General features: G+C 71.2%; 22 protein-coding genes, 1 tRNA gene and 2 pseudogenes. 14 read left to right on the top strand and 11 right to left on the bottom strand.

The window, feature by feature from the left end; genetic code table 11:
* Positions 1–131: 131 nt before the first annotated feature.
* Positions 132–2,315 carry an RICIN domain-containing protein gene (locus BLW76_RS10750; protein ID WP_208613264.1) on the bottom strand — a complete coding sequence of 728 codons (2,184 nt, stop codon included), beginning with the start codon at positions 2,313–2,315 and terminating at the stop codon, positions 132–134.
* Between the two features lie 274 nt (positions 2,316–2,589).
* Here BLW76_RS10750 and BLW76_RS10745 point away from each other — a divergent pair.
* Positions 2,590–2,662: transfer RNA gene (locus BLW76_RS10745), tRNA-Ala, on the top strand.
* Between the two features lie 71 nt (positions 2,663–2,733).
* Here the strand turns inward: BLW76_RS10745 and BLW76_RS10740 are convergent.
* Positions 2,734–3,336 carry a response regulator transcription factor gene (locus tag BLW76_RS10740; RefSeq protein WP_091305953.1) on the bottom strand — a complete coding sequence of 201 codons (603 nt, stop codon included), beginning with the start codon at positions 3,334–3,336 and terminating at the stop codon, positions 2,734–2,736.
* The gene (locus BLW76_RS10735; protein WP_091319285.1) at positions 3,333–4,472 is read right to left on the bottom strand and encodes a sensor histidine kinase; all 1,140 of its coding nucleotides are present in this window, start codon (positions 4,470–4,472) and stop codon (positions 3,333–3,335) included. The genes BLW76_RS10740 and BLW76_RS10735 overlap by 4 nt, the downstream gene beginning before the upstream one ends.
* Before the next feature lie 109 nt (positions 4,473–4,581).
* On the opposite strand from BLW76_RS10735, the gene BLW76_RS10730 reads away from it, so the two are divergent.
* The 7 genes from BLW76_RS10730 (at position 4,582) to BLW76_RS10700 (ending at position 11,572) form a co-directional block, all read left to right on the top strand.
* On the top strand, positions 4,582–5,466 hold the full coding sequence (locus tag BLW76_RS10730) for an ABC transporter ATP-binding protein (RefSeq protein WP_091305952.1): 885 nt from the start codon (positions 4,582–4,584) through the stop codon (positions 5,464–5,466).
* A gap of 11 nt (positions 5,467–5,477) precedes the next feature.
* Positions 5,478–6,197, top strand: a complete 720-nt coding sequence (locus BLW76_RS10725; RefSeq protein ID WP_091305950.1) for an ABC transporter permease — start codon at positions 5,478–5,480, stop codon at positions 6,195–6,197.
* 26 nt (positions 6,198–6,223) lie between these two features.
* On the top strand, positions 6,224–7,657 hold the full coding sequence (locus BLW76_RS10720) for an alpha/beta hydrolase (RefSeq protein WP_091305948.1): 1,434 nt from the start codon (positions 6,224–6,226) through the stop codon (positions 7,655–7,657).
* A gap of 150 nt (positions 7,658–7,807) precedes the next feature.
* Complete coding sequence (locus BLW76_RS10715; RefSeq protein WP_244170130.1) at positions 7,808–8,977, top strand: cytochrome P450; 1,170 nt, start codon at positions 7,808–7,810, stop codon at positions 8,975–8,977.
* A gap of 14 nt (positions 8,978–8,991) precedes the next feature.
* A complete protein-coding gene (locus BLW76_RS10710; RefSeq protein WP_167384573.1) occupies positions 8,992–9,840 on the top strand; it encodes an alpha/beta fold hydrolase in 849 nt (282 codons plus the stop codon).
* A 3-nt stretch (positions 9,841–9,843) separates the two neighbouring features.
* Complete coding sequence (locus BLW76_RS10705; protein WP_091305945.1) at positions 9,844–11,097, top strand: hypothetical protein; 1,254 nt, start codon at positions 9,844–9,846, stop codon at positions 11,095–11,097.
* A 37-nt stretch (positions 11,098–11,134) separates the two neighbouring features.
* Positions 11,135–11,572 carry an HIT family protein gene (locus BLW76_RS10700; protein ID WP_091319281.1) on the top strand — a complete coding sequence of 146 codons (438 nt, stop codon included), beginning with the start codon at positions 11,135–11,137 and terminating at the stop codon, positions 11,570–11,572.
* A gap of 169 nt (positions 11,573–11,741) precedes the next feature.
* Here BLW76_RS10700 and BLW76_RS10695 read toward each other — a convergent pair whose 3' ends face one another.
* Both BLW76_RS10695 and BLW76_RS10690 read right to left on the bottom strand, forming a co-directional pair.
* Positions 11,742–13,268: an amidase gene (locus BLW76_RS10695; RefSeq protein WP_091305944.1), complete on the bottom strand. Its 1,527-nt coding sequence runs from the start codon at positions 13,266–13,268 to the stop codon at positions 11,742–11,744.
* A 172-nt stretch (positions 13,269–13,440) separates the two neighbouring features.
* Positions 13,441–13,815: an STAS domain-containing protein gene (locus BLW76_RS10690; RefSeq protein WP_091304071.1), complete on the bottom strand. Its 375-nt coding sequence runs from the start codon at positions 13,813–13,815 to the stop codon at positions 13,441–13,443.
* Between the two features lie 251 nt (positions 13,816–14,066).
* Here BLW76_RS10690 and BLW76_RS10685 point away from each other — a divergent pair, with 251 nt between their 5' ends.
* Complete coding sequence (locus tag BLW76_RS10685) at positions 14,067–14,960, top strand: TIGR03619 family F420-dependent LLM class oxidoreductase (RefSeq protein WP_091304072.1); 894 nt, start codon at positions 14,067–14,069, stop codon at positions 14,958–14,960.
* Positions 14,961–15,017: 57 nt separating this feature from the next.
* On the opposite strand, the gene BLW76_RS10680 is transcribed toward BLW76_RS10685, so the two are convergent.
* Positions 15,018–15,590 (bottom strand): hypothetical protein, encoded by a 573-nt coding sequence (locus BLW76_RS10680; RefSeq protein WP_091304073.1) that lies wholly within the window; start codon positions 15,588–15,590, stop codon positions 15,018–15,020.
* 239 nt (positions 15,591–15,829) lie between these two features.
* Here BLW76_RS10680 and BLW76_RS10675 point away from each other — a divergent pair, with 239 nt between their 5' ends.
* Positions 15,830–18,007: a choice-of-anchor P family protein gene (locus tag BLW76_RS10675; RefSeq protein WP_143060524.1), complete on the top strand. Its 2,178-nt coding sequence runs from the start codon at positions 15,830–15,832 to the stop codon at positions 18,005–18,007.
* Between the two features lie 167 nt (positions 18,008–18,174).
* Complete coding sequence (locus tag BLW76_RS10670; protein ID WP_091305942.1) at positions 18,175–19,158, top strand: hypothetical protein; 984 nt, start codon at positions 18,175–18,177, stop codon at positions 19,156–19,158.
* Positions 19,159–20,132: 974 nt separating this feature from the next.
* On the opposite strand, the gene BLW76_RS48445 is transcribed toward BLW76_RS10670, so the two are convergent.
* The 4 genes from BLW76_RS48445 to BLW76_RS10655 form a co-directional block, all read right to left on the bottom strand.
* Positions 20,133–20,285, bottom strand: coding sequence for a hypothetical protein (locus tag BLW76_RS48445; RefSeq protein ID WP_167384572.1), 153 nt, complete (start codon positions 20,283–20,285; stop codon positions 20,133–20,135).
* A gap of 227 nt (positions 20,286–20,512) precedes the next feature.
* Entirely contained in the window at positions 20,513–20,857 is a 345-nt protein-coding gene (locus BLW76_RS10665) for a choice-of-anchor P family protein (RefSeq protein WP_091305941.1), read from the bottom strand.
* Complete coding sequence (locus BLW76_RS10660) at positions 20,812–22,155, bottom strand: Ig-like domain-containing protein (protein WP_091305939.1); 1,344 nt, start codon at positions 22,153–22,155, stop codon at positions 20,812–20,814. The genes BLW76_RS10665 and BLW76_RS10660 overlap by 46 nt, the downstream gene beginning before the upstream one ends.
* A gap of 32 nt (positions 22,156–22,187) precedes the next feature.
* Complete coding sequence (locus BLW76_RS10655; RefSeq protein WP_143060607.1) at positions 22,188–22,628, bottom strand: RICIN domain-containing protein; 441 nt, start codon at positions 22,626–22,628, stop codon at positions 22,188–22,190.
* 619 nt (positions 22,629–23,247) lie between these two features.
* On the opposite strand from BLW76_RS10655, the gene BLW76_RS10650 reads away from it, so the two are divergent.
* The gene (locus BLW76_RS10650) at positions 23,248–23,433 is read left to right on the top strand and encodes a hypothetical protein (RefSeq protein ID WP_091305937.1); all 186 of its coding nucleotides are present in this window, start codon (positions 23,248–23,250) and stop codon (positions 23,431–23,433) included.
* Between the two features lie 57 nt (positions 23,434–23,490).
* On the opposite strand, the gene BLW76_RS10645 is transcribed toward BLW76_RS10650, so the two are convergent.
* A complete protein-coding gene (locus BLW76_RS10645; RefSeq protein ID WP_208613263.1) occupies positions 23,491–24,372 on the bottom strand; it encodes an LLM class flavin-dependent oxidoreductase in 882 nt (293 codons plus the stop codon).
* 350 nt (positions 24,373–24,722) lie between these two features.
* Between BLW76_RS10645 and BLW76_RS47705 the strand changes: the two are divergent.
* A pseudogene (locus BLW76_RS47705) lies at positions 24,723–25,118 on the top strand (STAS domain-containing protein); the annotation flags it as partial.
* A 53-nt stretch (positions 25,119–25,171) separates the two neighbouring features.
* Positions 25,172–25,728 (top strand): annotated as a pseudogene (locus BLW76_RS10640) (amidase family protein); the annotation flags it as partial.

Genomic DNA, 25,728 nt, shown 5'->3' with positions numbered 1-25,728 from the left:
CGCTCCCGAATCGATTGGGGACCTCAATAGTGCGACGGTTACCCCTGTCCGGCTCCCGGAACACCCCGTTCGGGCGTATCCACAAAGGACCGGCGTGCGCCGCGGCCGCCACCGCGGCGCACGCCGGTGACTCAGGGGTAACTCACCAGGTTGACGGCCTTGGTCCCCGGCGGCGTCGCCGGGCCGGTGGTGTTGATCACGTGCGTGATCGTGCCCTGGTAGTTGAGCGAGACGGTCACCATGTCGTGGAACCGGACACCCGGCGTGTTCGGCGCCTCGTACGCGTGCGCGCTGGCCACGGACGGGTTGGTGCTGAAGTAGCAGTAGCTGCCCAGGCCCCACGCTTCGTGACTGGTGACGTTCGGGCTCACCTTGTAGGCGGAGAAGCCCTGGGTCGAGCCGTTCATCCAGCTCGCCTGGTTCGGGACGTCGTAGGGCATCTCGTTCTGGAAGAAGTAGGTCCGGCCGCCGTTGCCGTTCCAGACCACCTGCGTCTTCTGGTAGTGCTCGACGAAGAGGCCGTACATCGTGACGTCGTTGCCGTTGACGATCAGCCCGGTGTCGGCGGTGTTGGTCGTCCAGCCGACGTATTCGTTGCGTTCGGCGTGGTCGGCGCGCCAGATCCACAGGTGGTCGCCGATGACGTTGCCGCTGTTGACGACCAGGCTGTTCACCGCCTTGCCGACGGCGGCGCCGCCGATGCGGAAGAAGACGTCGTGCAGCGACGTCGGGTTCGCCGCGTGGTTCGCGGCCGAGCCGGCCGGACCGACCTGCATGAGCGTGTTCGAGCTGGTCGTGCCGGCGTCGATCAGCAGGCCGGCGACCTTGACGCCGTCGACGTCGTCGACGGACATGGCGGTGATGCCGTTGTCCGGGATCAGCGTGGCGATGCCGAGGCCGAGCACGACGGTGTCCGGCCGGGTGACGCGCAGGGTCTGGTTCAGGTGGTAGACACCCGGCGTCACCAGCAGGTTCTTGCCCGCGGCGAGCGCGGCGTTCATGTCCGCGGCGGTGGCGCCGGGCTTGGCGATGTAGAACTGGTCGATCGGGATCGAGGAGCCGGGTGCGGCGCCGCCGGCCCAGCTCGTGCCGGACGCGTTGGTCTTGGTTGCGGGCACGAACACCTGGTACTTGCCGGCGCCGTCGATGTAGAGGAACGGCTTCTCGCGCACGACCGGCGTCTGGGCGACGGTCGTGTACGGCGGCGTCGGGAAGGTGTTGGCGGGCGCGCCCTGGACGCCGGCGAAGACCATGTTCCAGTTCGAGCCGTTCCAGCTGCCGAACTGCGAGTTGCGCGAGATCCACTGCTGCTGCGAGCCGGAGCGGACCTGGCCGTCGATCTTCGAGTCGGAGATCCAGCCGCCGCTGGCCCAGCCGCCGTCGTCGAGCTGCAGGTCGCCGCGGACGTGCATGCGGCGGTAGGGCGCGGCCTGGCTGACGGCCCACCGGTCGGCGCCGCCGTTCGGCGTCACGGACAGGTTCTCGGCGCCCCGCCAGAAGTTCTGGGTGGCGTTCTGCGGCGGGAACCAGTCGGCCTCGACGTGCACGGCGCCGTTGACGGTGACGGCGTCGGGGCTGAGGCCGAGGCCCAGCACCTGCGTGTAGAAGCCGACGTTGACGTCGTTGGCGTAGGTGCCGGGCTTGAACATCACGGCGTAGCGCTGGCTGCCGAACTGGTTGCGTTCCTGCTGCGCGAAGATGCTGTTGAGCCGGCTTTGGATGGTCGAGCTCGGCATGGACGGGTCGAAGATCACGACGTTCGGCCCGAAGTCCGGCTGCCCCGGCTGGCTCGTGTTCACGGGGGTCAGCATGAACGACTGGGCGGCGGTGCCGTTGCAGGTGTACTGCTGCAGCTGGACATCGGCGGTGGAGGCACCGGGAACGTCGAGGCACTTCCCGCTGTTGCGGCTGACGAGGTGGTAGCGCCCGTTCCCTTCGTCGACGGCCTGCCACTGCTGGTTGGCGCCGCCGCCGTAGGTCCAGAGCTGGAGCAGGCCACCGTCGGCGGTCGAGACGTCCTTGACGTCCCAGGCCGCGGCCGGGTTGGTCCGGGCGTTCACCCGGAAGTAGCCGTCCCCGGTGGACTGGAACTGCCACTGCTGCGAAGTGGTCTGGTTGCAGGCGTACTGCTGGACAACGGTGCCATCGGAGCCCCCGGCACCCCGCGCGTCGACGCACTTCCCACTGTTCGCGGCGGCGACGGTGTACCACCCGTCCGGGGTAATGGCGGCTTCCGCCGCTGTCGTCGTCGTCATGCTTCCGACCAGGACGGACGCTGCCGCGAGCAGCGTGAACACCCGCCGTCTCGTCTTCATTCGAGACCTCCTCTGCCGCACGAGGGCGGCGTTCATCGAGAGGTGTGCCCGGTTCTGGAGACGCGGCGTAACGGGCGGGGACCTCGGCGTCACAACCGCGCAAAATGTAACGGCGGCCACAGTCGTGCGTCAATACAGGACTAAAAATAAGGTGTGAACGTGCTGGTCAAGGCGATGTGGATCGAGCGGCGGGGTTGTGGGGACCCCCGTGCGGAGGGGGTCTGGGCGGGGTGTACTGTATGGGCATACGAGATGCGGAGTTCACCTTCGCCTCGGGGCTATGGCGCAGCTGGTAGCGCACCTCACTGGCAGTGAGGGGGTCAGGGGTTCGAGTCCCCTTAGCTCCACTCTCTCGAAGAACCCCTTCGGTCACGCCGTTCCGGCAGGCCGGAGGGGTTACTGCGTTCTCGGCGATCGCCTACAGCCAGTCGTGCTCGCGGGCGTATCGGGCCGCTTCGTGGCGGGTGCGGGTTTGGGTTTTCTGCATCGCGTTGGACAGGTAGTTGCGGACCGTGCCCTCCGCCAGGTGCAACTGGCCGGCGATGTCCGCCACCGAAAAGCCCTCGCGGGTTGCGCGCAGGACGTCCAGCTCGCGGTCGGTCAGGGGGCAGTCGTCGACGACGGCCAGTGCTGAGACGTCCGGGTCGATCCAGCGCTTGCCCGCGTGCAGGGTCTTGATCACCGACGTGATGTGGGCCGGCTCCGCCGCCTTGCTGACGAAGCCCTGGACGCCGAGCTTCAGCGCCTTGCGGAGCACGCCGGGGCGGGCGTGGCGGGTCAGCATCAGGATCACCTGCTCCGGCCGGGCGCGGCGGATCTCCTCCACCGCGCCTAGTCCGTCCACGCGGGGCATCTCGAGGTCGATGACCAGCACGTCCGGCCGGTGTTCGAGGGTGGCCGCGATCGCCGTCTCGCCGTCGTCGGCTTCGGCCAGCACCGTGATCTCGCCTTCCAGCGGCAGCAGCGCCGCCAAAGCCTTGCGGAGCAGAGCTTCGTCGTCGGCGAGCACCACCGTTGTCATCGTCGGGCCTCCTTCGGCGCGGGGAAGGCCGCCGCGGTGCGGAAGCGGCCGCCGGCGTGGGAGACCTCCAGCTCGGCGCCGTGCTCCGCCAAGCGCTGCCGGAGCACCGCGAGGCCGCCGAGCTCGAGCGGGCCGGTTTCCGGGGCGCCGTCGTTGACGATCGTGATTCCGCGCCTGGTGAGCGTGATTCCCACCTGGCGAGCCTCGGCGTGCCGCAGGATGTTGGTCGTCGTCTCGCGCAGGACCTGGCCGAGCAGTTCGCTCGCCGTGGCGTCCACTTCGGACTCGCGGGTGACGCGGACGTGGATCCCCGCGGCCTCGAAGAGGTTCTTGGCGTTCTCGAGCTCGGCGGACAGGTTCAGCCGCCGCTGGGCGTAGGCGAGTTCCTTGGTACGGACGATGGTCTCCCCGACCAGGTCGTGCACCTCACGCAGTTCCTCGCGCGCCCGCTCCGGTTCGCGGTCCAGCAGCTTCTCGGCCAGCGCCACCTTCAGCTTCACCACGTGCAGGGTGTGCCCCTGGATGTCGTGCAGGTCGGACGCGAAACGCACCCGCTCCCGGGTGACGGCGAGGTCCGCTTCGCGCTCGCGAGACTGCTCGAGCTCCGCGATCAGGTCGAAGAAGCGCTGGCTGACGAACATGAACCCGGTCGAGACCAGCATGGCGACCGCGGGCACGGCGACGAACTGGAACAGCCGCCAGCCGATCCGGTCGTCGTGCACGAGGACGTTCGCCGCGCCCAGCGCCGCGATCAGCACCGTCAGCCCGGCCAGCGCGGCGAGCCGGTGGCGGGGCAGCGGCGGGATGAGGTACGACCCCACCACGGACAGGCTGAAGAACGCGGCGGTGTCGTCGGTCAGCGACCCGGCCAGCGACACCACGGCGGTGACGGCCAGGCTCGGCCGCGCGACGCGCAGGTAGTCGCCCGCGGTCCAGCGTTCGGCGGTCGCCAGCGCCGCGACCAGCCCGACGACCTGGAGCACGACGTGCCACCAGGACCGGGCGGTCAGCAGCAGCAACAGCACCCCGACGAGCGCCAGCGGCGGGACGGTCGTGATCAGGTTCAGCCGGCGCAGCCGCTCCTGGACCTTCCCGCCGGTCCAGGACGTCCTGCGCGCGATCGTCGGCACCTCCACCCAGCCGAGCGTATCCGGCTGAGCGGGCACCACCAGTGACACCACGTCATGTATCCGGGTGACGCCGCCGCACTGCCGGGCCGCGCCGATCCACGCTGGAATCCGGGGCATGTCCACGACACCGGTCATCGACGTCGATCGCCTCACCCTCACCTACGGCGGCTTCCCCGCCGTGAAAGACCTTTCGTTCCAGGTCGATCGCGGGGAGCTGTACGCCCTGCTCGGCACGAACGGCGCCGGCAAGACCTCGACCCTGGAGACGGTCGAAGGCCACCGCGCGCCCAGCTCGGGTGCGGTCCGGGTGTTCGGGAAGGACCCCCGCGACCGCGCCGCCGTCCGCCCGCGGCTGGGGATCATGCTGCAGGAGAGCGGGTTTTCCGCCGACCTGACCGTGCGCGAGACCGTCGGGCTGGTCGGGCGGCTCACCGGACGGCACGACGACGTCGGGCGCCTGCTCGACGTGGCCGGCCTCACCCGCAAGGCGGGCACCAGGGTCGGGCAGCTCTCGGGCGGGGAAAAGCGGCGGCTCGACTTCGCCACCGCCGTCTACGGCACGCCCGAGCTGGTCTTCCTCGACGAGCCCACCACCGGCCTCGACATCCAGTCGCGGGACGCGCTGTGGGACGCCGTCGACCGGCTGCGCGAGGACGGCTCCACGGTCGTGCTCACCACGCACTACCTCGAGGAAGCCCAGCAGCGCGCCGACCGCATCGGGCTCATGCACCAGGGCGTCCTCCACCGCGAGGGCACCGTCGCCGAGCTGACCCGGACGCTGCCCTCGACCATCCACTTCGGACTCCCGGCCGACGCGCCGTCGCCGCCGCTGCTCGCCACGCGGGGGGTGGACGGCAAGTTCCTCGTGGAGACCTTCGGCCTGCAGAAGGACCTGCACACGCTGCTCGCCTGGGCGCAGGACCAGGCCGTGGAGCTGCTCGACCTGCAGGCCGGGCCGACGCGGCTCGACGACGTCTTCCGCGCCATCGAAAACTCCTGAGAGAGGGAACCATGTTGACGATCGCCCGCGGCGAGCTGATCCAGCTCTTCCGGAACCGGCTCGTGCTGGTCACCGCACTGGTGCTGCCGGCCGCGCTCAGCGCGTTCTTCATCGCCCGGCACGACGTCTTCGCCGAGATGGGGAGCCTCGGCTACATCGCGACGCTGACGTTGTTCTTCGTGCTGGGCATCGGCCTCTACACCACGACGGTGACGACGCTGGCCGCCCGCCGCCAGAACCTGTTCCTCAAGCGGCTGCGCTCGACCGCGGCCGGGGACGCCGGCATCCTCGGCGGGCTCCTGCTGCCGGTCACCGCGATCGCGGTGGTGCAGATCGCCGTGCTGCTCGCGGTGCTGGCCGTGATCACCGGGAAGCCGGCGAACCCGCTGCTGCTGGCCGCCGCCGTCGTGGCCACCGTGGTGATGATGCTCGCGCTGGGCCTGGCCACGGCCGGGCTGACGAACTCGCCGGAACACGCGCAGGTGACCACGCTGCCGATCAGCGTCGGCGTGATCGCGGTGGCCGGCTGGGTCGGCCTCACCGGCACCGGCGAGCTCACGCTGCTCAAGCGCCTGCTGCCCGGCGGTTCGGCGGCCGAGCTGGTGCTCGACGCGTGGAACGGCGGGAAACCGGCCGCCGACTCCCTGCTCCTCTTCGCCCCGACCCTGGCCTGGGTCTTCGTCGCGGTCGTGCTGGCGACCCGGCTCTTCCGCTGGGAACCGCGCCGCTGAGCGCGGTGCGAACGAAAGGAACTCCGATGCGCAAAACCCTGCTGGTGGCCGCGATCGCCGTGCTCGGCGCGACGATCGCCGTCCCCGCGGCCTCGGCCGCACCGAACGACCTGGACTGGGGACCGTGTCCCGCCGGGGCGTTCCCGGCGCCGGACCTGCAGTGCACGACGATGAAGGTCCCGCTGGACTACCGGGAGCCGGGCGGGCGGACGATCGACGTCGCCGTGTCGCGCCTGCCGAGCAAGAACCCGGCGAAGCGGCGGGGCGTGCTGCTGACCAACCCGGGCGGTCCGGGCGGTGGCGGTCTCGACTACCCGCAGCTGCTGAAGCTCGTGAAGCTGCCGCAAGACGTGCTCGACGCCTACGACATCATCGGGTTCGACCCGCGCGGGGTCGCGCACAGCACGCCGGTGACGTGCGACCTGACGCCGGAGCAGATCGCGGTCGGCAACCTGCCGTACCCGAAGGGCCCGGCCGACGTCGTCAAGCAGGCCGCGCTCGCGAAGCGGGAAGCCGAGCAGTGCGCCGGGTCGAAGACCGGATCGCTGCTGCCGTACGTCACCACGGCGAACACCGCACGGGACATGGACCGCATCCGGACGGCGCTCGGCGAGCCGAAGGTGTCGTTCCTGGGCGCGTCCTACGGGACTTACCTCGGCGCGGTCTACACGACGCTGTTCCCCGAGCGCAGCGACCGGATCGTCCTGGACAGCAGCCTCGGGCCGGGCGGGTACGACATCGACGCGATGCGCGGCTTCGGGCGGGGCATGGAGGACCGGTTCCCCGACTTCGCGGCCTTCGCGGCGAAGCACCCGGAGTACGGGCTCGGCACGACGCCCGCGCAGGTGACGGCCAAGTTCCACGAGCTGGCCGCGCGGCTGGACCGCACCCCGGTCGGGGGCATCACGGGCTCGTTCTTCCGCGGCTTGACGTTCGAAGGCCTGTACTCGACGGACCTGACGCAGCTGGCCGAGGACTGGCAGGGGCTCGATCAGGGCCGGGCCCCGAAGCCGCCGGCGGAACCGGTGACCGGGGTCGAAAACCTGCTGGCGTCCCGGTTCGCGGTGATCTGCGGCGACTCGGCGTGGCCGCGCTCGATCGCGAGCTACCAGCTGGACGTCGCGGTCGACCGCATCCGGTACCCGCTGCTCGGCGCGGCGAGCGCGAACATCGCGGCGTGCGCGTACTGGGCGCCGCCCGCCGAGCCGCGGGTGCGGATCACCGGCCACGGCCCGGCGAACGTGCTGATGGTGCAGAACCAGCGTGACCCGGGCACGCCGTTGTCCGGTGCCCGCAAGCTGCGCGCGGCGTTCGGCGAGCGCGCCCGCATGATCACGATCGACCAGGGCGGGCACGGGGCCTACCTGTTCACGCCCAGCAAGTGCGGGAACTCGCTGGTGACCGAGTACCTGGTGAGCGGGAAGCGGCCGGTCGACACCTTCTGCGCCGCGGGAAGCTGACCGTGGGCGGCGGTGCCACCTGCGGTGGCACCGCCGCCAACGGCAGGTCACGATCGAACAACGGTCATTCACTGGCGTATCACGCCGCGAAACAGCCGGCTCCCCCTTTCGCGACACCTTTGCCGGGTCGAAGGGAAGGGGGTTCTCCTCTTGGACATCAGGCATCCGCTGCTGCCCGTCATGCGCGACGGGCTCGATCCGCACGAGGACCTCGTCCGCCTGCGCCGCGAACGTCCCGTTGCCGCCTTTTCCATGCTGGGCCTGCGCGAAGCGTGGCTCGTGACTCGGCACGACGACGTGCGGACCGTGCTCGGGGATGCCGGCACCTTCGGCAACGACCTCTCCTTGGCCCGGGACGGGGCGCCGGTGGCCGGGCAGTGGCAGCCCGGCGGCCTCGGCTTCCACGACTCCCCCGTGCACACCCGACGGCGGCGGTTGCTCGCCCCCGCCTTCCGGGCCCACGTCGTCCGGGGCATGGCTCCCCGGATCGAGGACATCGTTGCCGCGCAGCTCGATCGGCTGGCGCGAGCCGGGCCGCCGGTCGACCTGGTGCGTGCGCTCGCCGAACCCGTCGCGTCGGGCGTGATGAGCGCGCTGGTCGGTGTTCCCCGTGCCTGCCGGCGGGGCCGTGGCACCAGCCGGTTCGAGCTGTCCGGGGATCTCGGTACCTCCGTGGCCGCCGTCGGGCGGTCGTTGGACGACGTTCGCCGGCTCGTCGGGCGGCAGCGGGCGGGGCCGCGCGCCGGGCTGCTCGGGCGGCTGCTCGACGAACACGGCGACCAGCTGGACGACCAGGAGCTGGCCGGCCTGATCGACGGGCTGCTGACCGGCGGGCTCGACACCACCGCGAGCATGATCGCCACCGGCTGCCTGGTGCTCCTGCAGGACGATCGGCTCGCCGCGTCGGTCCGGGGCGGGGCCGCACCGATCGACCGGGTGGTGGACGAGCTGCTGCGCTACGTGTGCGTGGCCCAGCTCGCCTTTCCCCGGTTCGCCCGGCGCGACACCTCGCTCAAGGGCCAACGCATCGCGGCGGGTGACGTCGTGCTCTGCTCGCTGCCCACGGCCAGCCGCGATCCGGCGCTCGGCGCCGCGATGGACACGGTGGATCCCCGCCGGCGGACCACGCCGCACCTCGCGTTCGGGTTCGGCGTGCACCGCTGCCTCGGGGCGCCGCTCGCCCGGCTGGAGCTGCGCGTCGTGTTTTCCGCGTTGCTGCGCCGGTTTCCCGGGCTGCGGCTCGCGGTGCCCGCCGAGCGCGTCGGGTTCAAGCGCTTCTCCGTCATCCACGGCGTCGAGTCCTTGCCGGTCACATGGTGACGGGCGGGGGCGCGATGAGCAGGCGGGCCGAGCTCCGGGGCGGCGTGCACGTCGTCGACCTGGGGCCGGGCCAGGGCGGGGACACGACGTTCCTCCTGCTGCACGGACTGGGCGGAACGCTGAGGTTCTGGAGCGGGGTGGCACCGGCGCTGGGCGCCGTCGGACGGACGCTGGCGATCGACGTGCCGGGGTTCGGGCGCAGCGCGCTGCCCGGCGGCCAGGTGACCCTGGACGGGGTGGCCGACGCGATCATCGAGTTCTGCCGGCGGGAAGGCGCCACGGGCTGCACGGTCGTCGCCCACTCGCTGAGCGGCCTCATCGCCCTCCGGGTGGCCGCGAAGGACCCCGCCGTGTGCCGTCGGCTCGTGCTGGTCGACGCGACTCCGGTGGCCGGCATCGAAATGCTGCTGCACCCGGCGCGCGCGCTGCGGGCACCGGCGCTCGCCGCCACGCTCGCCGCCCAGTTCGTCGGCGGCCTGGTGCCGCTGCGGCCCTGGTCGGCCGGGCTGATCGCCCGGTCGAAGGTGCTGCGCTCGCTCGCGCTCGGGGTGTTCGTCGCGGAGCCGGCGCTGCTCGACCCCGGGCTCACCGCGGAGGCCCTCTCCTACACCGGTGGCGCCCGCACCGTGCTGCGGGCCCTGCGGCAGGCGCGCAGCATCGACCTGCCCGCGTTGCTCGACGCCGCGCGCGTTCCGGTCGACGTCGTGCGCGGTGAGCGCGACACGATGAACACGGCCGCCGATTTCGCCATCGTGCGCCGGCACGCCGACGTGCGGCGCGAACTGGTCATCCGCCACTGCCGCCACTGGCCCCTCATCGAGGATCCCCAGGCCCTCATCGACTTCATCCTGGCGAAGGAGTGACACATGCCGGACAGCCCCGTCCGCTCGTCGGCGGTCGACGTCGCCGAATTCGATCCCTACGCCGCCGCGATCCCCCTGCGGTGGCTGCGGAAGGTGCCGGGCGGTGCGCTGCTGCTCCTGGCGCCGGCGGTGGCCCTGGTGCTCGTGCTGAGCGCCGCCGCGGGCGGGATGCTGGGTGACGCCCACGAATTCCAGCCTGTCGAGGACTTCTGGCGGGCGGTCGGCCGCAACAACCTGACGGTCGCCGTCGGGCTGCGGTACCCGCTCGTGCGCGACACTCTGGTGTGGCTGTTCGCGGCCATCATGATCGTCGAGGTGATGATCATGCACCGGCAGTGGCGGCTGTTCAAGGCGTGCCTGCCGAAGCTGATCGCCAACAAGGTCATCAAACCGCGGCACGGCCTCACCGCGGAGAACGCGGACGACCCGCCGATCCTGCGCTGGGCGGCGCGGTTCCCGCCCGAGCAGCGGCTGGCCAGGTACCTCGAGCGGACGAACGAACGCAACCGACGGCACGCCGCGGTGTTCACGACCGCGTTCGTCGTGTCCGCGTTCGTGCTGGCCCTGCTGCTGTCGCTGGGCCAGTACTACGGGTTGTTCCGCATCTTCATGCCCACCGACGGCAGCGCGGCGGCGCGGGAGCAGTGGCGGCGCGACGCGTACGCGCACTGGTGGGCGGGCATCGATCACCCCATCGGGGCGATCACGTACTTCCTGCTGACGGCACTCGCCATCTACATGATCCTCGCCCAGACGCACGTCGGGGTGAGCATCGCGCGCATCGCGGCCGCGCTGCCCCGCCTGGTGCAGCTCGACGCCAACTGGATCAACCCGGACGGCCACTACGGCTGGGATCCGGTCCGGCAGATCTTCCGCAGTGTGTGGCTCTCCATGGCCCTGTACGGGATCATGGTCTCCGGGCTGGCCGTCGTCCTCGGCCTCGGCGGCGGCGGGTGGATCCCGGCCGCGTTCTGGTTCATCCTGCTGTGGATCTACGTCGGCCTGCCGTGGCTCGGCATCCGCAGGATCGAAACCGCCGCCCGGGAGCGCCACATCGCGATCGCCGAGGCCGAGGCGGAAGGCGCCTCGACGAGAGAACTGGACGAGCTCGAAGCGCGCGTGCAGCGCTACCGCAAGGCACGGATCCGGCCGATGCGGCTGGGGAGCTTCGCGCGCATCCCGGTGCTGTTCTCCGTCGCGCTGCCGGTGTTGCTGAATCTGTTCCAGCCGTACGTGGAGAAGTGGCTCGGCAATTGAATTGCCGTGGTCCTGGTGCGCTGGGACCATGGCACGTATGGCACAGAACGCGGCAGCGCGGGAGTGCGTTTTCTGTGCCATCGTGGCGCGCCGGGCCGAGGCCAGCGTGGTGCACGAGGACGAGACCGTCGTCGTCTTCATGGACTTGCACCCCGTGACGCCCGGCCACCTCCTCGTCGTGCCCCGCGGGCACGCCGTCGGCCTCGAGGACCTCGACGACGCCACGGGCAGGCACGTCTGGTCGGTCGGGCACGACATGGCGCGGGCGTTGCGCCGTTCACGCCTGCGCTGCGCGGGAATCAACGTCCTCGTCTGCGACGGCGAGGTCGCGTTCCAGACCGTCTTCCACTTCCACCTGCACGTCATCCCCCGCCACGCCGGGGACGGCTGGACCCTCAAGGCCGAGCCGCCGGCCCGCGAGCGGTCGCTTCTCGACCGTGACGCGGGAGCGATCAGGGACGCCATCGCGTCGTGATCGCGGGCCTGGGGCACTCGCTCCGGCGTCTCGACCGCGTAGTAGAACCAGGCCGTTCCGTAGTCGTTGGTGGTCTTGACGTACGTGTACGGATCGCGGTCCTCGAGCGGCCCCGCCGGGGCCAGCCCGGGGAGCAGCCGGAGGGCGTGTTCCCCGGCGATCGGGACGTTCACGAACCAGTCGCGGCACACGCGGATCCAGAACTCGCAGGACCGGCGGAGAGCGCGAAAGACGTCGTCATCGCGCCACCCGGTGCCTGAAAGCCGCCGATCTCCTGCTCCAGCAGTTCGGCCAGCCGCAGCGGGGTGCGGTCCTCGTACATCGGGCCGATGAGCTGCACCCCGACCGGCAGGCCCTCCGGAGAGCGGCCCGCCGGGATCGCCGTGGACGGCAAGCCGGGCATCGTCGCCAGACCCGCCCACACGAGCTGGTCGAAGTACGGGTGCGAGGCGCCGTCGATGTCGATGCGCCGCTCCATCGGGTTCGGGGTGTGGTCGTGGGGGAACGCCGGGGTCGGCGTGATCGGGCACACCACCGCGTCGAACTCGGTGAACAGCCGGCGCCAGCCTTGGCGGTGGCGTTCGCGGCCGTGGTCTGCCGCCAGCCAGTCGCGGTGGCTGAACTGCAGGGCGCGCAGCCGGACCGCGTCCAGGCTTCGATCTTCCGCGCTCAGTTCCGCCGCCTGGGTGCGCAGCTGCTCGTCCGAATCGATGGGGAACCGGGCCACCGAACCCGAAATCAGCAGCTGCATGTACAGCGTCGCCGCTTCGGTCAGGTCGGGCAGCAGCGGGCTGTGCCGCGCGACGCGGGCGCCGCCGTCGGCGAGTGCGGTGGCCACTCGGTGCACTCCCGCCCGCACCGCCGACGACGTCGGGATGAGCGGGTGCTCCTCGACGACCAGGACGCGGAAATCGCCGAGCCGCTCGCGGCGGGCGGGTGGCAGTTGCAACCGGTGCGCCACGCCGTACGTCAACGGGTCCGGCCCGGCCATGACGTCGAGCAGGAGCGTCAGGTCGCGGGCGCTGCGGGCCATCGGGCCGACGACGGCCAGGTCCGGCTCGACCGGCCACGCCGGGTCGGCCGGCGGGACCATGCCGCGGCCGGCCGCCAGCCCCAGCGTCGGCTTGTGCGCGTGGACGCCGCAGAAATGCGCGGGAGTGCGCAACGAACCGGCGATGTCGGAGGCGATGGACAGCGCGCCGAACCCGGCTGCCAGTGCCGCCGCCGATCCGCCGGACGACCCGCCCGGCGTGCGACCGTGCGCCCACGGGTTCTCGGTGGTGCCGTAGATCTCGTTGAACGTCTGGATGTCCTGCAGCCCCAGCGGCACGTTGGTCTTGCCGAGCACCACCGCGCCCGCGGCCTTGAGCCGCGTCACCTGGACCGCGTCCCCGGCCGGCACGTGGTCCCGGTGCGGCGGCATGCCCCACGTCGTGGGGAGCCCGGCCATGTCGTAGGACTCCTTGACCGTCACCGGAACCCCGAGCAGCGGCCGGTCCGCACCCCGCGCGCGGGCCTCGTCGGCGCGGCGCGCGGCGGCCCGCGCCCGGTCGAAGTCCGGTACGCAGATGGCGTTGATCGACGGGTCGTCACGCTCGATGCGGGCGATCGCCTCGTCGGTCAGTTCCGCCGATGTCACCGCGCCGGCCCGCATCGCGGAAAGCAGCTCTCCTGCGGTTTTGAAACTCCATTCCATGAATCCGACGCTATCCGCACGCCGATGGGGGCACAAAATTTCTTTTCGGGCAAATCAATCCCGCGCGGGGCACACGAATTCGCGGATGTCCAGCACCGGTTTCGATCCAGGGCCACCAACGGGCCCCGGAGGCAGCCGCCGGGCCGCCACTGTCCGAAAAGGACGGCGCCGGTCAGGCCGGTTCGAGCGCTTCGGCGAACCGCAGCGGCAGCAGGCGGATGACGCGCAGCGCGCGGCCGGTGGCGTCGACGCGGACGGTGCAGGCGATCCCCCGCTCGGTGGCGAGCAGGTAGCCGTGTTCGACGGCCGCGAAGCCCGTGGCGCTGAGGAAGCGCACGCCGCACAGGTCGATCACGAGGTGGGTGAGCGTGCTGGTCGCTCTGGCGGTGATCAGCTCGCGCAATCGCGGGGCCGTGGCGAGGTCGAGGTCGCCGGCGACCTCGACGACCGCGGTGCCCGGTGCGGGCCGGTGGGTGGTGAGCCGGAGGGCGTCGGGCAGTTCGACGGGCGAGAGGCTCGTGGACAGCGTGTGCCGGCTGGTGGTCATGGTGGCCTGCTTCCCTGGGCCACACCCTAGGTACAGCGCTGAAGTGAGATCGCGGCGAGGGCCGCGCGACAACGGATGCCCCGAGCGCGGGGGTATCTCGTGCCGGCCGTTGTCTCGACCGCTTCACCCAGCATAGGACATCCGCGCCCGAGGTGCGGGCTGATCCCACGACATGCTTGAACAAGCAACTAGATGGGGGTAGTAGTGGCATCAGGACCAGTAGGGTCCGTTCACACTTCAGGGGAGAAGCAATGTCACTTGGTTTCAGCCTTCCGGTGTTCGGCAAGGCGGCGGCCACCCCGGGCGGGATCGCGCGGTACGCGCGCGAGGCGGAGCGGGCGGGCGCGGGCGGCCTCTGGGTCGGTGACCGGCTGTTGTCGCCGGTCGCCCCGGTGGTGTCCTACCCGGGTTACGACACGATGCCCGAGGAGTTCCACACCGCGTACGACCCGTTCACCGCGCTGGCGATCGCCGCGGCCGTCACCGAGACCGCGGTCCTCGGCTCCAGCACCATCAACGCGACGCAGTACCAGCCCGCGAACTTCGCCCGGCTGCTGACCAGCATCGACGTCGCGAGCAACGGCAGGCTGCTGCCCGGCCTCGGCATCGGCTGGTCGCCCGACGAGTACGCGGCGGTCGGCGTGCCGATGTCCGAGCGCGGCAAGCGGCTCGATGACCTGCTCGACCTCCTCGAGTCGTGGTGGACGAAGGACACCGTGGCGCACGAAGGCGTCGGCTACGCGATCGCCGAGTCGCACGTCGCCCTGAAGCCGGTGCGCAAGCCTCCGATCCACCTGGCCGGCTTCGGCGAGAAGTCGCTGCGCCGGGTCGCCGAGCGGGCGGACGGCTGGCTCCCGGTCTGGTCGGTGCCCGAGCAGTTCCCCGCGGACGTCATCACCTCGACGCTGGCGAAGCTCCGCGCCGACGCCGAGCAGGCCGGCCGCGACCCGCAGGCGCTCGGCGTCGCCCTGCGGGTGAACGCCGCCCCGGGCACGGACGCGGAGACCATCGCCGCGTCGGTCACGAAGATCGTGGAACTCGTCGCCCCGGACCACACGTTCGTCGACCTCACCTACCTGACGAGCAGCGTGGACGAGCACCTCGACCTCACCGGACGGCTGCTGGAGCTGACCGCCAAGGGCTGACGCGCGGCGCGGGAGCCCTTCCCGGACCACGGAGGGCTCCCGGTTCGCCGGAGAACGCTAGGAAAGCTCGACCAGGTCCAGCAACGTCCGCGCGTAACCGGTGATCGCGGCCTCCGCCTGGTCCGTTCCTTCGCCCGGCGCGGACGTGCGGTCCAGCACCAGGACTACATTGGACTTCCGGGCGACGAGCACGACCAGGCTGCCGTGCGCGCTGATCCTCGCCTCGTCGCCGACCCCGCTCACCGGCGTGTCCGCGCCGAGCCGGTACCCGGCGGACGGCCCGTCGTACCGGGTGACGCGGGACGCCGCCTCCTGCTCGGCTTTCCCGGTGCCGCTTTGGTTTCCCGTTCGCCGGTACAGCGAATACCGCGCCTCGACCTCGGGCGGTCCGGCCCAGGCGCAGTCGGCGCCCTGGACGTCGCCGGGGCCGGTGAGGCGCGCCGGGCTTCCCGGGGGCAGGCCGGGCAGCCGCGGGCAGGTGCCCGGCAGCGTCGCCGCCTCGTGCCGGCCCGGCCACCACGCTTCGAGCCAGGGCCGGGAGACCACCGCGAGCGCGGTCACGAGGACCACGGCGGCCAGCGCCGCGCCCCGCACGAACCACCGCCGCCGGCTCGGCCCGGCTGCTGTCATCGGCCCCTCCCGATGTCCTCGTCACCGGCAGCCTAGCCGAACGGGGCAGCGACGCTGGTCCATCCGGGTTGAACGGACGAAACGGAGTTGACCGCCGGCACACTCGCGCGTTGCCTGGTGTGGCCGGACGAGGGGCCCGGCAGGGGGCGCATGGGGGATCGAGCACGCATTCTGTCGTGCGCTAACTGAATAGCAGCCACTAGGGGGTAGTGGAATTGTTCCATCGGAAACGCTTTTCCGTGGCCATCGTCATGGCCGCATTACTGGCATTGTCCGGACTCACGGTGCAACCGGCCGCGGCCGCCGACTTCGGCACCAAAGCGATCGGGGACGCGGTGGTCGCCACCATCGTGAACCGCGAAAACCACAACTGCCTCGACAGCGACTACAACGGCAACGTCTACCTCAACCCGTGCGGCGCGCGGAACTACTTCCAGCACTGGCAGGCGGTGGGCCACACGCTGGTGAACGTGCAGACCGGCCGCTGCCTCGACAGCAACAACGCCGGTGACGTCTACACCCTGATCTGCAACAACGGCGAGTACCAGCAGTGGGGCGGCGGCGGCGAGCACGTCGTCGGCAACCGGAAGACGCTGCTGGCCGTGACCGCCCTCGACGAGCACGGGGTGCACGCCTACGCCCCGATCGGACTGGAATCGCAGCTCTGGGACACGCACCTGACCGAAGGCCTCTGCGACCCCGACCCGCTGACGATGGTGGTCGACGAGATCCTCGAAGACGACTGGACGAAGATCCAGGACACGCAGCAGAGCACCGAAGGCATCGCCGGGCCGTGGGACTGGAAGGTGACGACGGGCGTCGGCACGCACATCACGGCGACGACGTCCGCCTCGGTCGGCGCGGAATTCGCCGTCGGGCAGTTCAAGGCGACGGCGTCGGGCACCGTCACCGAAGGCGTCACGCACGACATGACCTACACCGTCGAACGGCCCTTCCACGCCATCATTCCGCAGGGCCAGGTCATGTACGCCAACTACGGCGCGCACCGGCACAACATCCTGTTCCACTGGCACCGCAGCGCGAAGGACTGCACGGACCTGGAAAGCGGCCAGTACAAACTCACCGTGCCGTTCGCGCAGGGTTTCTACTGGCGTTGTGAAACGCGCCTGGATCCCGACTGCAGGCGGAAGATCGAAGCGGCGAACAGCGGGACGCCCAACGCGGCACGGCTCGCGGAGTCGTTCTACCCGTATTACGCCCTGCTCGAACTGGGCCCGCCGACCGAGCCCCCGCCGCCGGTCCGGAAAGCGACCAGCGTCGCCTACACCGGCCCGACGACCGCGGCCTACCACGACTCCGTCGTCGCGTCGGCGAAGGTCACCAGCGAAGGCAGGCCGGTGGGCGCCGGCCTGGTCACCTTCACCCTCGGCCGCGGCAGCTGCGTCGCCGGGGTGGGCCCGTCCGGCACCGCGTCCTGCTCGATCGACATCACGGACACGCCGGGCGCGGCGACGATGCGCGTCAGCTACGGGGGCACGGCCGACTTCTTCCCCAGCAGCACGAGCGCGGCCTTCACCATCACCAAGGCACCGACGAAGCTGGCTTACACGGGCACCAAGCACATCGCCAACGGCGAGCCCGCCCGCCTGGCCGCCGTGCTGACCGAGAACGGGCGCCTCACCGGTCCGCTCGCGGGCCGCACGGTGCACCTCACCATGGGCCAGGGCGCGACGCAGCAAGCCTGCGACGCGACGACGGACGCCGCCGGGGCCGCGCAGTGCGAGATCGCGTCGCCGGACCAGCCGCTGAACGACACCGCGACCGTGCCGGTCGGGGCGAGTTTCGCGGGCGACGAGTTCTACCTGCCGTCCAGCGACGCGGCGCAGGCCCGGCTGCAGTACTACACCGGGCGGGCCGTCGGGCTCGAGGCCGCGGTGAACCTGCCGCTCCTGCCGCTGAAACTGGGTCCGGCGCCGGACACCGGGCCGGTCCGCACGGCCACGGCGTCGCGGACCAGCACGCCGTGCACCGCGTCGCTCGGCGTCCTGGTGCTCAACGCCCGCGCGCTGTGCCCGCAGGTCACGACCAGCCTGAAGCCGGGCACGATCACGTCCACCGTGCACGTCGACGACGTCCACGTCGGACTGCCGGGCCTGCCGGTGATCGACATCGCCGGGCTGACCGCGACGTCCACCAGCACCTGCACCGGGACGAGCGGCTCGGCGACGATGACGCTGAAGATCGCCGGCGTCCAGGTGACGGTACCGACCCAGCCGAACAGCACGATCCCCCTCGCCGGCGGCGGCCGGATCGTCGTCAACGAGCAGAAACCGGTGCCGGGCAGCGACTTCGGGCTGGCCGAAACCGCCGTGCACATCGTGCAGCCGGGGTTGACGGGCAACCTGGTCGACATCACCGTCGGCACCGCGGTGAGCGCGTCGCACCACTGCACGTAGCCGGATCGCCCCTCGGACCTGTCCGGTCCGAGGGGCGCCACCCGGCCCGTCCCTGGTGGGCGTAGGACGACGCTTCGGTGAGCACCAGGCCGGGACCCGTGGGGGTGTAACGCGGGCTGACCCGTTCGACGACTCCCCGCGGTGACGGGTCCTCGAAGGGTTGTGGCTTGCTGACCGAAGACGCACACCGGCGGATGACCGAGACGCTGCGCCGGGTGGAAGGCGAACCCGCGCCGGACTCGTTCCCCGTGCAGGTGCGGTGGGACCCGGCCGCACGCCGGCTGCGTTGGGTGTGCCGGCGGCACTTCGCGGGGGAGCTGAGGTCGGCGCTCGCCGTGCGGCCCCTGTTCGCCGCCGGATCCCGCATCGGGGCCGCGCCCGGCGACGAACGCTCCGCCTTGCTCGGGCGGTACGCCCGGTGGTGCGGGCGCGGAGCCCGGCTGAAGTCGCACCTCGACCTTTTCGACGAGGCCGTACCCGCGGTGCTGGCGGCAGTCTTCGTGGTTTCAGCCGTCGTGGCGCCCCTGTGTCTGTGGGGTCCGGGGAATCTCGGCCGGGTCCTGCTCGCCGGCGAGCTGGTGATGGTCTTCGCCACCGTGATCATCTCGTCCGCCGGCGTCGAGGAAACCCGTGCCGACCGCGCCGCGACCCTCTTCACCCTGGCGCTCATCGCCGGTGGCGAGGCAGCCACCCTGACCCTCGCGGGTCGTGGACCATTTCGGTGGGAGACACCTCCGTCGAGTGGTCGCGGCCCCTCGGCCTGCTGCTCCTGCTCGGCTCGTGTCTCCTGCCGATCTTCTTCTTCGCCCTCTTGGCCTTCGCCGGCTCGTGGCGCCTCGAGTCTGTTCGGCAGGTACGCCGGCCGCGAGGGGCCGGCCGAGCTGGCTCTCTTTTCCCTCGCACTCGCGCTGGCGCAGCTGGTCGACCGCGCACCCGGCGAACGGCGGCTGCCGTCGGCCGCGCAGCTGCGGTCCGTGGCCACCTGCATCGAGGGCTTGGGCCGGGACGTCGACCTCCCGGACGCCCGGCACCGGCGCGTGTTCCGCGGCCGGATCCGGTCGGCGGCGGAGGCCGTGCGAGAGAAGGCTCTTTGGGTGGCGCTGCCGGAAGGCGACACGCAGGCCGCGTTGCGCAGCTTCGTCGTCGGCTGATGACGACCGTCCTCGACGCACCACGACGCGCTCCGGATTCACGCCGCACAAGATGGCACAGGGTGCCGGGCGATCCTGTGCCACTTCGTGCGCGGTGAATCCGGTAGCTCGCGTGTCCCGATCGAGGACGGTCGTCATCAGCTCGATCGACGAAGCTGCGCAACGCGCTGCAGTGTCGGCCCTGTCCGGCTGGGCGCCACCCAAAGAGCCTTCTCTCGCACGGGCCTCCGCCGCCGACCGGATCCGGCCGCGGAACACGCGCCGGTGCCGGGCGTCCGGGAGGTCGACGTCCCGGCCCAAGCCCTCGATGCAGGTGGCCACGGACCGCAGCTGCGCGGCCGACGGCAGCCGCCGTTCGCCCGGGTGCGCGGTCGACCAGCTGCGCCAGCGCGAGTGCGAGGGAAAGAGAGCCAGCTCGGCCGGCCCCTCGCGGCCGGCGTACCTGCCGAACAGACTCGAGGCGCACGAGCCGGCGAAGGCCAAGAGGGCGAAGAAGAAGATCGGCAGGAGACACGAGCCGAGCAGGAGCAGCAGGCCGAGGGGCCGCGACCACTCGACGGAGGTGTCTCCCACCGAAATGGTCCACGACCCGCCGAGGGTCAGGGTGGCTGCCTCGCCACCGGCGATGAGCGCCAGGGTGAAGAGGGTCGCGGCGCGGTCGGCACGGGTTTCCTCGACGCCGGCGGACGAGATGATCACGGTGGCGAAGACCATCACCAGCTCGCCGGCGAGCAGGACCCGGCCGAGATTCCCCGGACCCCACAGACACAGGGGCGCCACGACGGCTGAAACCACGAAGACTGCCGCCAGCACCGCGGGTACGGCCTCGTCGAAAAGGTCGAGGTGCGACTTCAGCCGGGCTCCGCGCCCGCACCACCGGGCGTACCGCCCGAGCAAGGCGGAGCGTTCGTCGCCGGGCGCGGCCCCGATGCGGGATCCGGCGGCGAACAGGGGCCGCACGGCGAGCGCCGACCTCAGCTCCCCGCGAAGTGCCGCCGGCACACCCAACGCAGCCGGCGTGCGGCCGGGTCCCACCGCACCTGCACGGGGAACGAGTCCGGCGCGGGTTCGCCTTCCACCCGGCGCAGCGTCTCGGTCATCCGCCGGTGTGCGTCTTCGGTCAGCAAGCCACAACCCTTCGAGGACCCGTCACCGCGGGGAGTCGTCGAACGGGTCAGCCGCGTTACACCCCCACGGGTCCGGCCTGGTGCTCACCGAAGCGTCGTCCTACGCCCACCAGGGACGGGCCGGGTGGCGCCCCTCGGACCGGACAGGTCCGAGGGGCGATCCGGCTACGTGCAGTGGTGCGACGCGCTCACCGCGGTGCCGACGGTGATGTCGACCAGGTTGCCCGTCAACCCGGCTGCACGATGTGCACGGCGGTTTCGGCCAGCCCGAAGTCGCTGCCCGGCACCGGTTTCTGCTCGTTGACGACGATCCGGCCGCCGCCGGCGAGGGGGATCGTGCTGTTCGGCTGGGTCGGTACCGTCACCTGGACGCCGGCGATCTTCAGCGTCATCGTCGCCGAGCCGCTCGTCCCGGTGCAGGTGCTGGTGGACGTCGCGGTCAGCCCGGCGATGTCGATCACCGGCAGGCCCGGCAGTCCGACGTGGACGTCGTCGACGTGCACGGTGGACGTGATCGTGCCCGGCTTCAGGCTGGTCGTGACCTGCGGGCACAGCGCGCGGGCGTTGAGCACCAGGACGCCGAGCGACGCGGTGCACGGCGTGCTGGTCCGCGACGCCGTGGCCGTGGCGGACCGGCCCGGTGTCCGGCGCCGGACCCAGTTTCAGCGGCAGGAGCGGCAGGTTCACCGCGGCCTCGAGCCCGACGGCCCGCCCGGTGTAGTACTGCAGCCGGGCCTGCGCCGCGTCGCTGGACGGCAGGTAGAACTCGTCGCCCGCGAAACTCGCCCCGACCGGCACGGTCGCGGTGTCGTTCCAGCGGCTGGTCCGGCGACGCGATCTCGCACTGCGCGGCCCCGGCGGCGTCCGTCGTCGCGTCGCAGGCTTGCTGCGTCGCGCCCTGGCCCATGGTGAGGTGCACCGTGCGGCCCGCGAGCGGACCGGTGAGGCGCCCGTTCTCGGTCAGCACGGCGGCCAGGCGGGCGGGCTCGCCGTTGGCGATGTGCTTGGTGCCCGTGTAAGCCAGCTTCGTCGGTGCCTTGGTGATGGTGAAGGCCGCGCTCGTGCTGCTGGGGAAGAAGTCGGCCGTGCCCCCGTAGCTGACGCGCATCGTCGCCGCGCCCGGCGTGTCCGTGATGTCGATCGAGCAGGACGCGGTGCCGGACGGGCCCACCCCGGCGACGCAGCTGCCGCGGCCGAGGGTGAAGGTGACCAGGCCGGCGCCCACCGGCCTGCCTTCGCTGGTGACCTTCGCCGACGCGACGACGGAGTCGTGGTAGGCCGCGGTCGTCGGGCCGGTGTAGGCGACGCTGGTCGCTTTCCGGACCGGCGGCGGGGGCTCGGTCGGCGGGCCCAGTTCGAGCAGGGCGTAATACGGGTAGAACGACTCCGCGAGCCGTGCCGCGTTGGGCGTCCCGCTGTTCGCCGCTTCGATCTTCCGCCTGCAGTCGGGATCCAGGCGCGTTTCACAACGCCAGTAGAAACCCTGCGCGAACGGCACGGTGAGTTTGTACTGGCCGCTTTCCAGGTCCGTGCAGTCCTTCGCGCTGCGGTGCCAGTGGAACAGGATGTTGTGCCGGTGCGCGCCGTAGTTGGCGTACATGACCTGGCCCTGCGGAATGATGGCGTGGAAGGGCCGTTCGACGGTGTAGGTCATGTCGTGCGTGACGCCTTCGGTGACGGTGCCCGACGCCGTCGCCTTGAACTGCCCGACGGCGAATTCCGCGCCGACCGAGGCGGACGTCGTCGCCGTGATGTGCGTGCCGACGCCCGTCGTCACCTTCCAGTCCCACGGCCCGGCGATGCCTTCGGTGCTCTGCTGCGTGTCCTGGATCTTCGTCCAGTCGTCTTCGAGGATCTCGTCGACCACCATCGTCAGCGGGTCGGGGTCGCAGAGGCCTTCGGTCAGGTGCGTGTCCAGAGCTGCGATTCCAGTCCGATCGGGGCGTAGGCGTGCACCCCGTGCTCGTCGAGGGCGGTCACGGCCAGCAGCGTCTTCCGGTTGCCGACGACGTGCTCGCCGCCGCCGCCCCACTGCTGGTACTCGCCGTTGTTGCAGATCAGGGTGTAGACGTCACCGGCGTTGTTGCTGTCGAGGCAGCGGCCGGTCTGCACGTTCACCAGCGTGTGGCCCACCGCCTGCCAGTGCTGGAAGTAGTTCCGCGCGCCGCACGGGTTGAGGTAGACGTTGCCGTTGTAGTCGCTGTCGAGGCAGTTGTGGTTTTCGCGGTTCACGATGGTGGCGACCACCGCGTCCCCGATCGCTTTGGTGCCGAAGTCGGCGGCCGCGGCCGGTTGCACCGTGAGTCCGGACAATGCCAGTAATGCGGCCATGACGATGGCCACGGAAAAGCGTTTCCGATGGAACAATTCCACTACCCCCTAGTGGCTGCTATTCAGTTAGCGCACGACAGAATGCGTGCTCGATCCCCATGCGCCCCCTGCCGGGCCCTCGTCCGGCCACACCAGGCAACGCGCGAGTGTGCCGGCGGTCAACTCCGTTTCGTCCGTTCAACCCGGATGGACCAGCGTCGCTGCCCCGTTCGGCTAGGCTGCCGGTGACGAGGACATCGGGAGGGGCCGATGACAGCAGCCGGGCCGAGCCGGCGGTGGTTCGTGCGGGGCGCGGCGCTGGCCGCCGTGGTCCTCGTGACCGCGCTCGCGGTGGTCTCCCGGCCCTGGCTCGAAGCGTGGTGGCCGGGCCGGCACGAGGCGGCGACGCTGCCGGGCACTGCCCGCGGCTGCCCGGCCTGCCCCGGGAAGCCCGGCGCGCCTCACCGGCCCCGGCGACGTCCAGGGCGCCGACTGCGCCTGGGCCGGACCGCCCGAGGTCGAGGCGCGGTATTCGCTGTACCGGCGAACGGGAAACCAAAGCGGCACCGGGAAAGCCGAGCAGGAGGCGGCGTCCCGCGTCACCCGGTACGACGGGCCGTCCGCCGGGTACCGGCTCGGCGCGGACACGCCGGTGAGCGGGGTCGGCGACGAGGCGAGGATCAGCGCGCACGGCAGCCTGGTCGTGCTCGTCGCCCGGAAGTCCAATGTAGTCCTGGTGCTGGACCGCACGTCCGCGCCGGGCGAAGGAACGGACCAGGCGGAGGCCGCGATCACCGGTTACGCGCGGACGTTGCTGGACCTGGTCGAGCTTTCCTAGCGTTCTCCGGCGAACCGGGAGCCCTCCGTGGTCCGGGAAGGGCTCCCGCGCCGCGCGTCAGCCCTTGGCGGTCAGCTCCAGCAGCCGTCCGGTGAGGTCGAGGTGCTCGTCCACGCTGCTCGTCAGGTAGGTGAGGTCGACGAACGTGTGGTCCGGGGCGACGAGTTCCACGATCTTCGTGACCGACGCGGCGATGGTCTCCGCGTCCGTGCCCGGGGCGGCGTTCACCCGCAGGGCGACGCCGAGCGCCTGCGGGTCGGGCCGGCCTGCTCGGCGTCGGCGCGGAGCTTCGCCAGCGTCGAGGTGATGACGTCCGCGGGAACTGCTCGGGCACCGACCAGACCGGGAGCCAGCCGTCCGCCGCTCGGCGACCCGGCGCAGCGACTTCTCGCCGAAGCCGGCCAGGTGGATCGGAGGCTTGCGCACCGGCTTCAGGGCGACGTGCGACTCGGCGATCGCGTAGCCGACGCCTTCGTGCGCCACGGTGTCCTTCGTCCACCACGACTCGAGGAGGTCGAGCAGGTCATCGAGCCGCTTGCCGCGCTCGGACATCGGCACGCCGACCGCCGCGTACTCGTCGGGCGACCAGCCGATGCCGAGGCCGGGCAGCAGCCTGCCGTTGCTCGCGACGTCGATGCTGGTCAGCAGCCGGGCGAAGTTCGCGGGCTGGTACTGCGTCGCGTTGATGGTGCTGGAGCCGAGGACCGCGGTCTCGGTGACGGCCGCGGCGATCGCCAGCGCGGTGAACGGGTCGTACGCGGTGTGGAACTCCTCGGGCATCGTGTCGTAACCCGGGTAGGACACCACCGGGGCGACCGGCGACAACAGCCGGTCACCGACCCAGAGGCCGCCCGCGCCCGCCCGCTCCGCCTCGCGCGCGTACCGCGCGATCCCGCCGGGGTGGCCGCCGCCTTGCCGAACACCGGAAGGCTGAAACAAGTGACATTGCTTCTCCCTGAAGTGTGAACGGACCCTACTGGTCCTGATGCCACTACTACCCCCATCTAGTTGCTTGTTCAAGCATGTCGTGGGATCAGCCCGCACCTCGGGCGCGGATGTCCTATGCTGGGTGAAGCGGTCGAGACAACGGCCGGCACGAGATACCCCGCGCTCGGGGCATCCGTTGTCGCGCGGCCCTCGCCGCGATCTCACTTCAGCGCTGTACCTAGGGTGTGGCCCAGGGAAGCAGGCCACCATGACCACAGCCGGCACACGCTGTCCACGAGCCTCTCGCCCGTCGAACTGCCCGACGCCCTCCGGCTCACCACCCACCGGCCGCACCGGGCACCGCGGTCGTCGAGGTCGCCGGCGACCTCGACCTCGCCACGGCCCCGCGATTGCGCGAGCTGATCACCGCCAGAGCGACCAGCACGCTCACCCACCTCGTGATCGACCTGTGCGGCGTGCGCTTCCTCAGCGCCACGGGCTTCGCGGCCGTCGAACACGGCTACCTGCTCGCCACCGAGCGGGGATCGCCTGCACCGTCCGCGTCGACGCCACCGGCCGCGCGCTGCGCGTCATCCGCCTGCTGCCGCTGCGGTTCGCCGAAGCGCTCGAACCGGCCTGACCGGCGCCGTCCTTTTCGGACAGTGGCGGCCCGGCGGCTGCCTCCGGGGCCCGTTGGTGGCCCTGGATCGAAACCGGTGCTGGACATCCGCGAATTCGTGTGCCCCGCGCGGGATTGATTTGCCCGAAAAGAAATTTTGTGCCCCATCGGCGTGCGGATAGCGTCGGATTCATGGAATGGAGTTTCAAAACCGCAGGAGAGCTGCTTTCCGCGATGCGGGCCGGCGCGGTGACATCGGCGGAACTGACCGACGAGGCGATCGCCCGCATCGAGCGTGACGACCGTCGATCAACGCCATCTGCGTACCGGACTTCGACCGGGCGCGGGCCGCCGCGCGCCGCGCCGACGAGGCCCGCGCGCGGGGTGCGGACCGGCCGCTGCTCGGGGTTCCGGTGACGGTCAAGGAGTCCTACGACATGGCCGGGCTCCCACGACGTGGGGCATGCCGCCGCACCGGGACCACGTGCCGGCCGGGGACGCGGTCCAGGTGACGCGGCTCAAGGCCGCGGGCGCGGTGGTGCTCGGCAAGACCAACGTGCCGCTGGGGCTGCAGGACATCCAGACGTTCAACGAGATCTACGGCACCACCGAGAACCCGTGGGCGCACGGTCGCACGCCGGGCGGGTCGTCCGGCGGATCGGCGGCGGCACTGGCAGCCGGGTTCGGCGCTGTCCATCGCCTCCGACATCGCCGGTTCGTTGCGCACTCCCGCGCATTTCTGCGGCGTC

The organism is Amycolatopsis tolypomycina, from assembly GCF_900105945.1.
Classification (GTDB): domain Bacteria; phylum Actinomycetota; class Actinomycetes; order Mycobacteriales; family Pseudonocardiaceae; genus Amycolatopsis; species Amycolatopsis tolypomycina.
This window is presented reverse-complemented; position numbering and strand designations above follow the sequence as displayed.

Bases quoted from the DNA above. Each gene is read 5' to 3' on its own strand.
- BLW76_RS10750 (WP_208613264.1), bottom strand. From the start codon at position 2,315: ATGAAGACGAGACGGCGGGTGTTCACGCTGCTCGCGGCAGCGTCCGTC.
- BLW76_RS10740 (WP_091305953.1), bottom strand. From the start codon at position 3,336: ATGACAACGGTGGTGCTCGCCGACGACGAAGCTCTGCTCCGCAAGGCT.
- BLW76_RS10730 (WP_091305952.1), top strand. From the start codon at position 4,582: ATGTCCACGACACCGGTCATCGACGTCGATCGCCTCACCCTCACCTAC.
- BLW76_RS10725 (WP_091305950.1), top strand. From the start codon at position 5,478: ATGTTGACGATCGCCCGCGGCGAGCTGATCCAGCTCTTCCGGAACCGG.
- BLW76_RS10720 (WP_091305948.1), top strand. From the start codon at position 6,224: ATGCGCAAAACCCTGCTGGTGGCCGCGATCGCCGTGCTCGGCGCGACG.
- BLW76_RS10710 (WP_167384573.1), top strand. From the start codon at position 8,992: ATGAGCAGGCGGGCCGAGCTCCGGGGCGGCGTGCACGTCGTCGACCTG.
- BLW76_RS10705 (WP_091305945.1), top strand. From the start codon at position 9,844: ATGCCGGACAGCCCCGTCCGCTCGTCGGCGGTCGACGTCGCCGAATTC.
- BLW76_RS10700 (WP_091319281.1), top strand. From the start codon at position 11,135: ATGGCACAGAACGCGGCAGCGCGGGAGTGCGTTTTCTGTGCCATCGTG.
- BLW76_RS10695 (WP_091305944.1), bottom strand. From the start codon at position 13,268: ATGGAATGGAGTTTCAAAACCGCAGGAGAGCTGCTTTCCGCGATGCGG.
- BLW76_RS10690 (WP_091304071.1), bottom strand. From the start codon at position 13,815: ATGACCACCAGCCGGCACACGCTGTCCACGAGCCTCTCGCCCGTCGAA.
- BLW76_RS10685 (WP_091304072.1), top strand. From the start codon at position 14,067: ATGTCACTTGGTTTCAGCCTTCCGGTGTTCGGCAAGGCGGCGGCCACC.
- BLW76_RS10680 (WP_091304073.1), bottom strand. From the start codon at position 15,590: ATGACAGCAGCCGGGCCGAGCCGGCGGCGGTGGTTCGTGCGGGGCGCG.
- BLW76_RS10660 (WP_091305939.1), bottom strand. From the start codon at position 22,155: ATGGTGGTCGACGAGATCCTCGAAGACGACTGGACGAAGATCCAGGAC.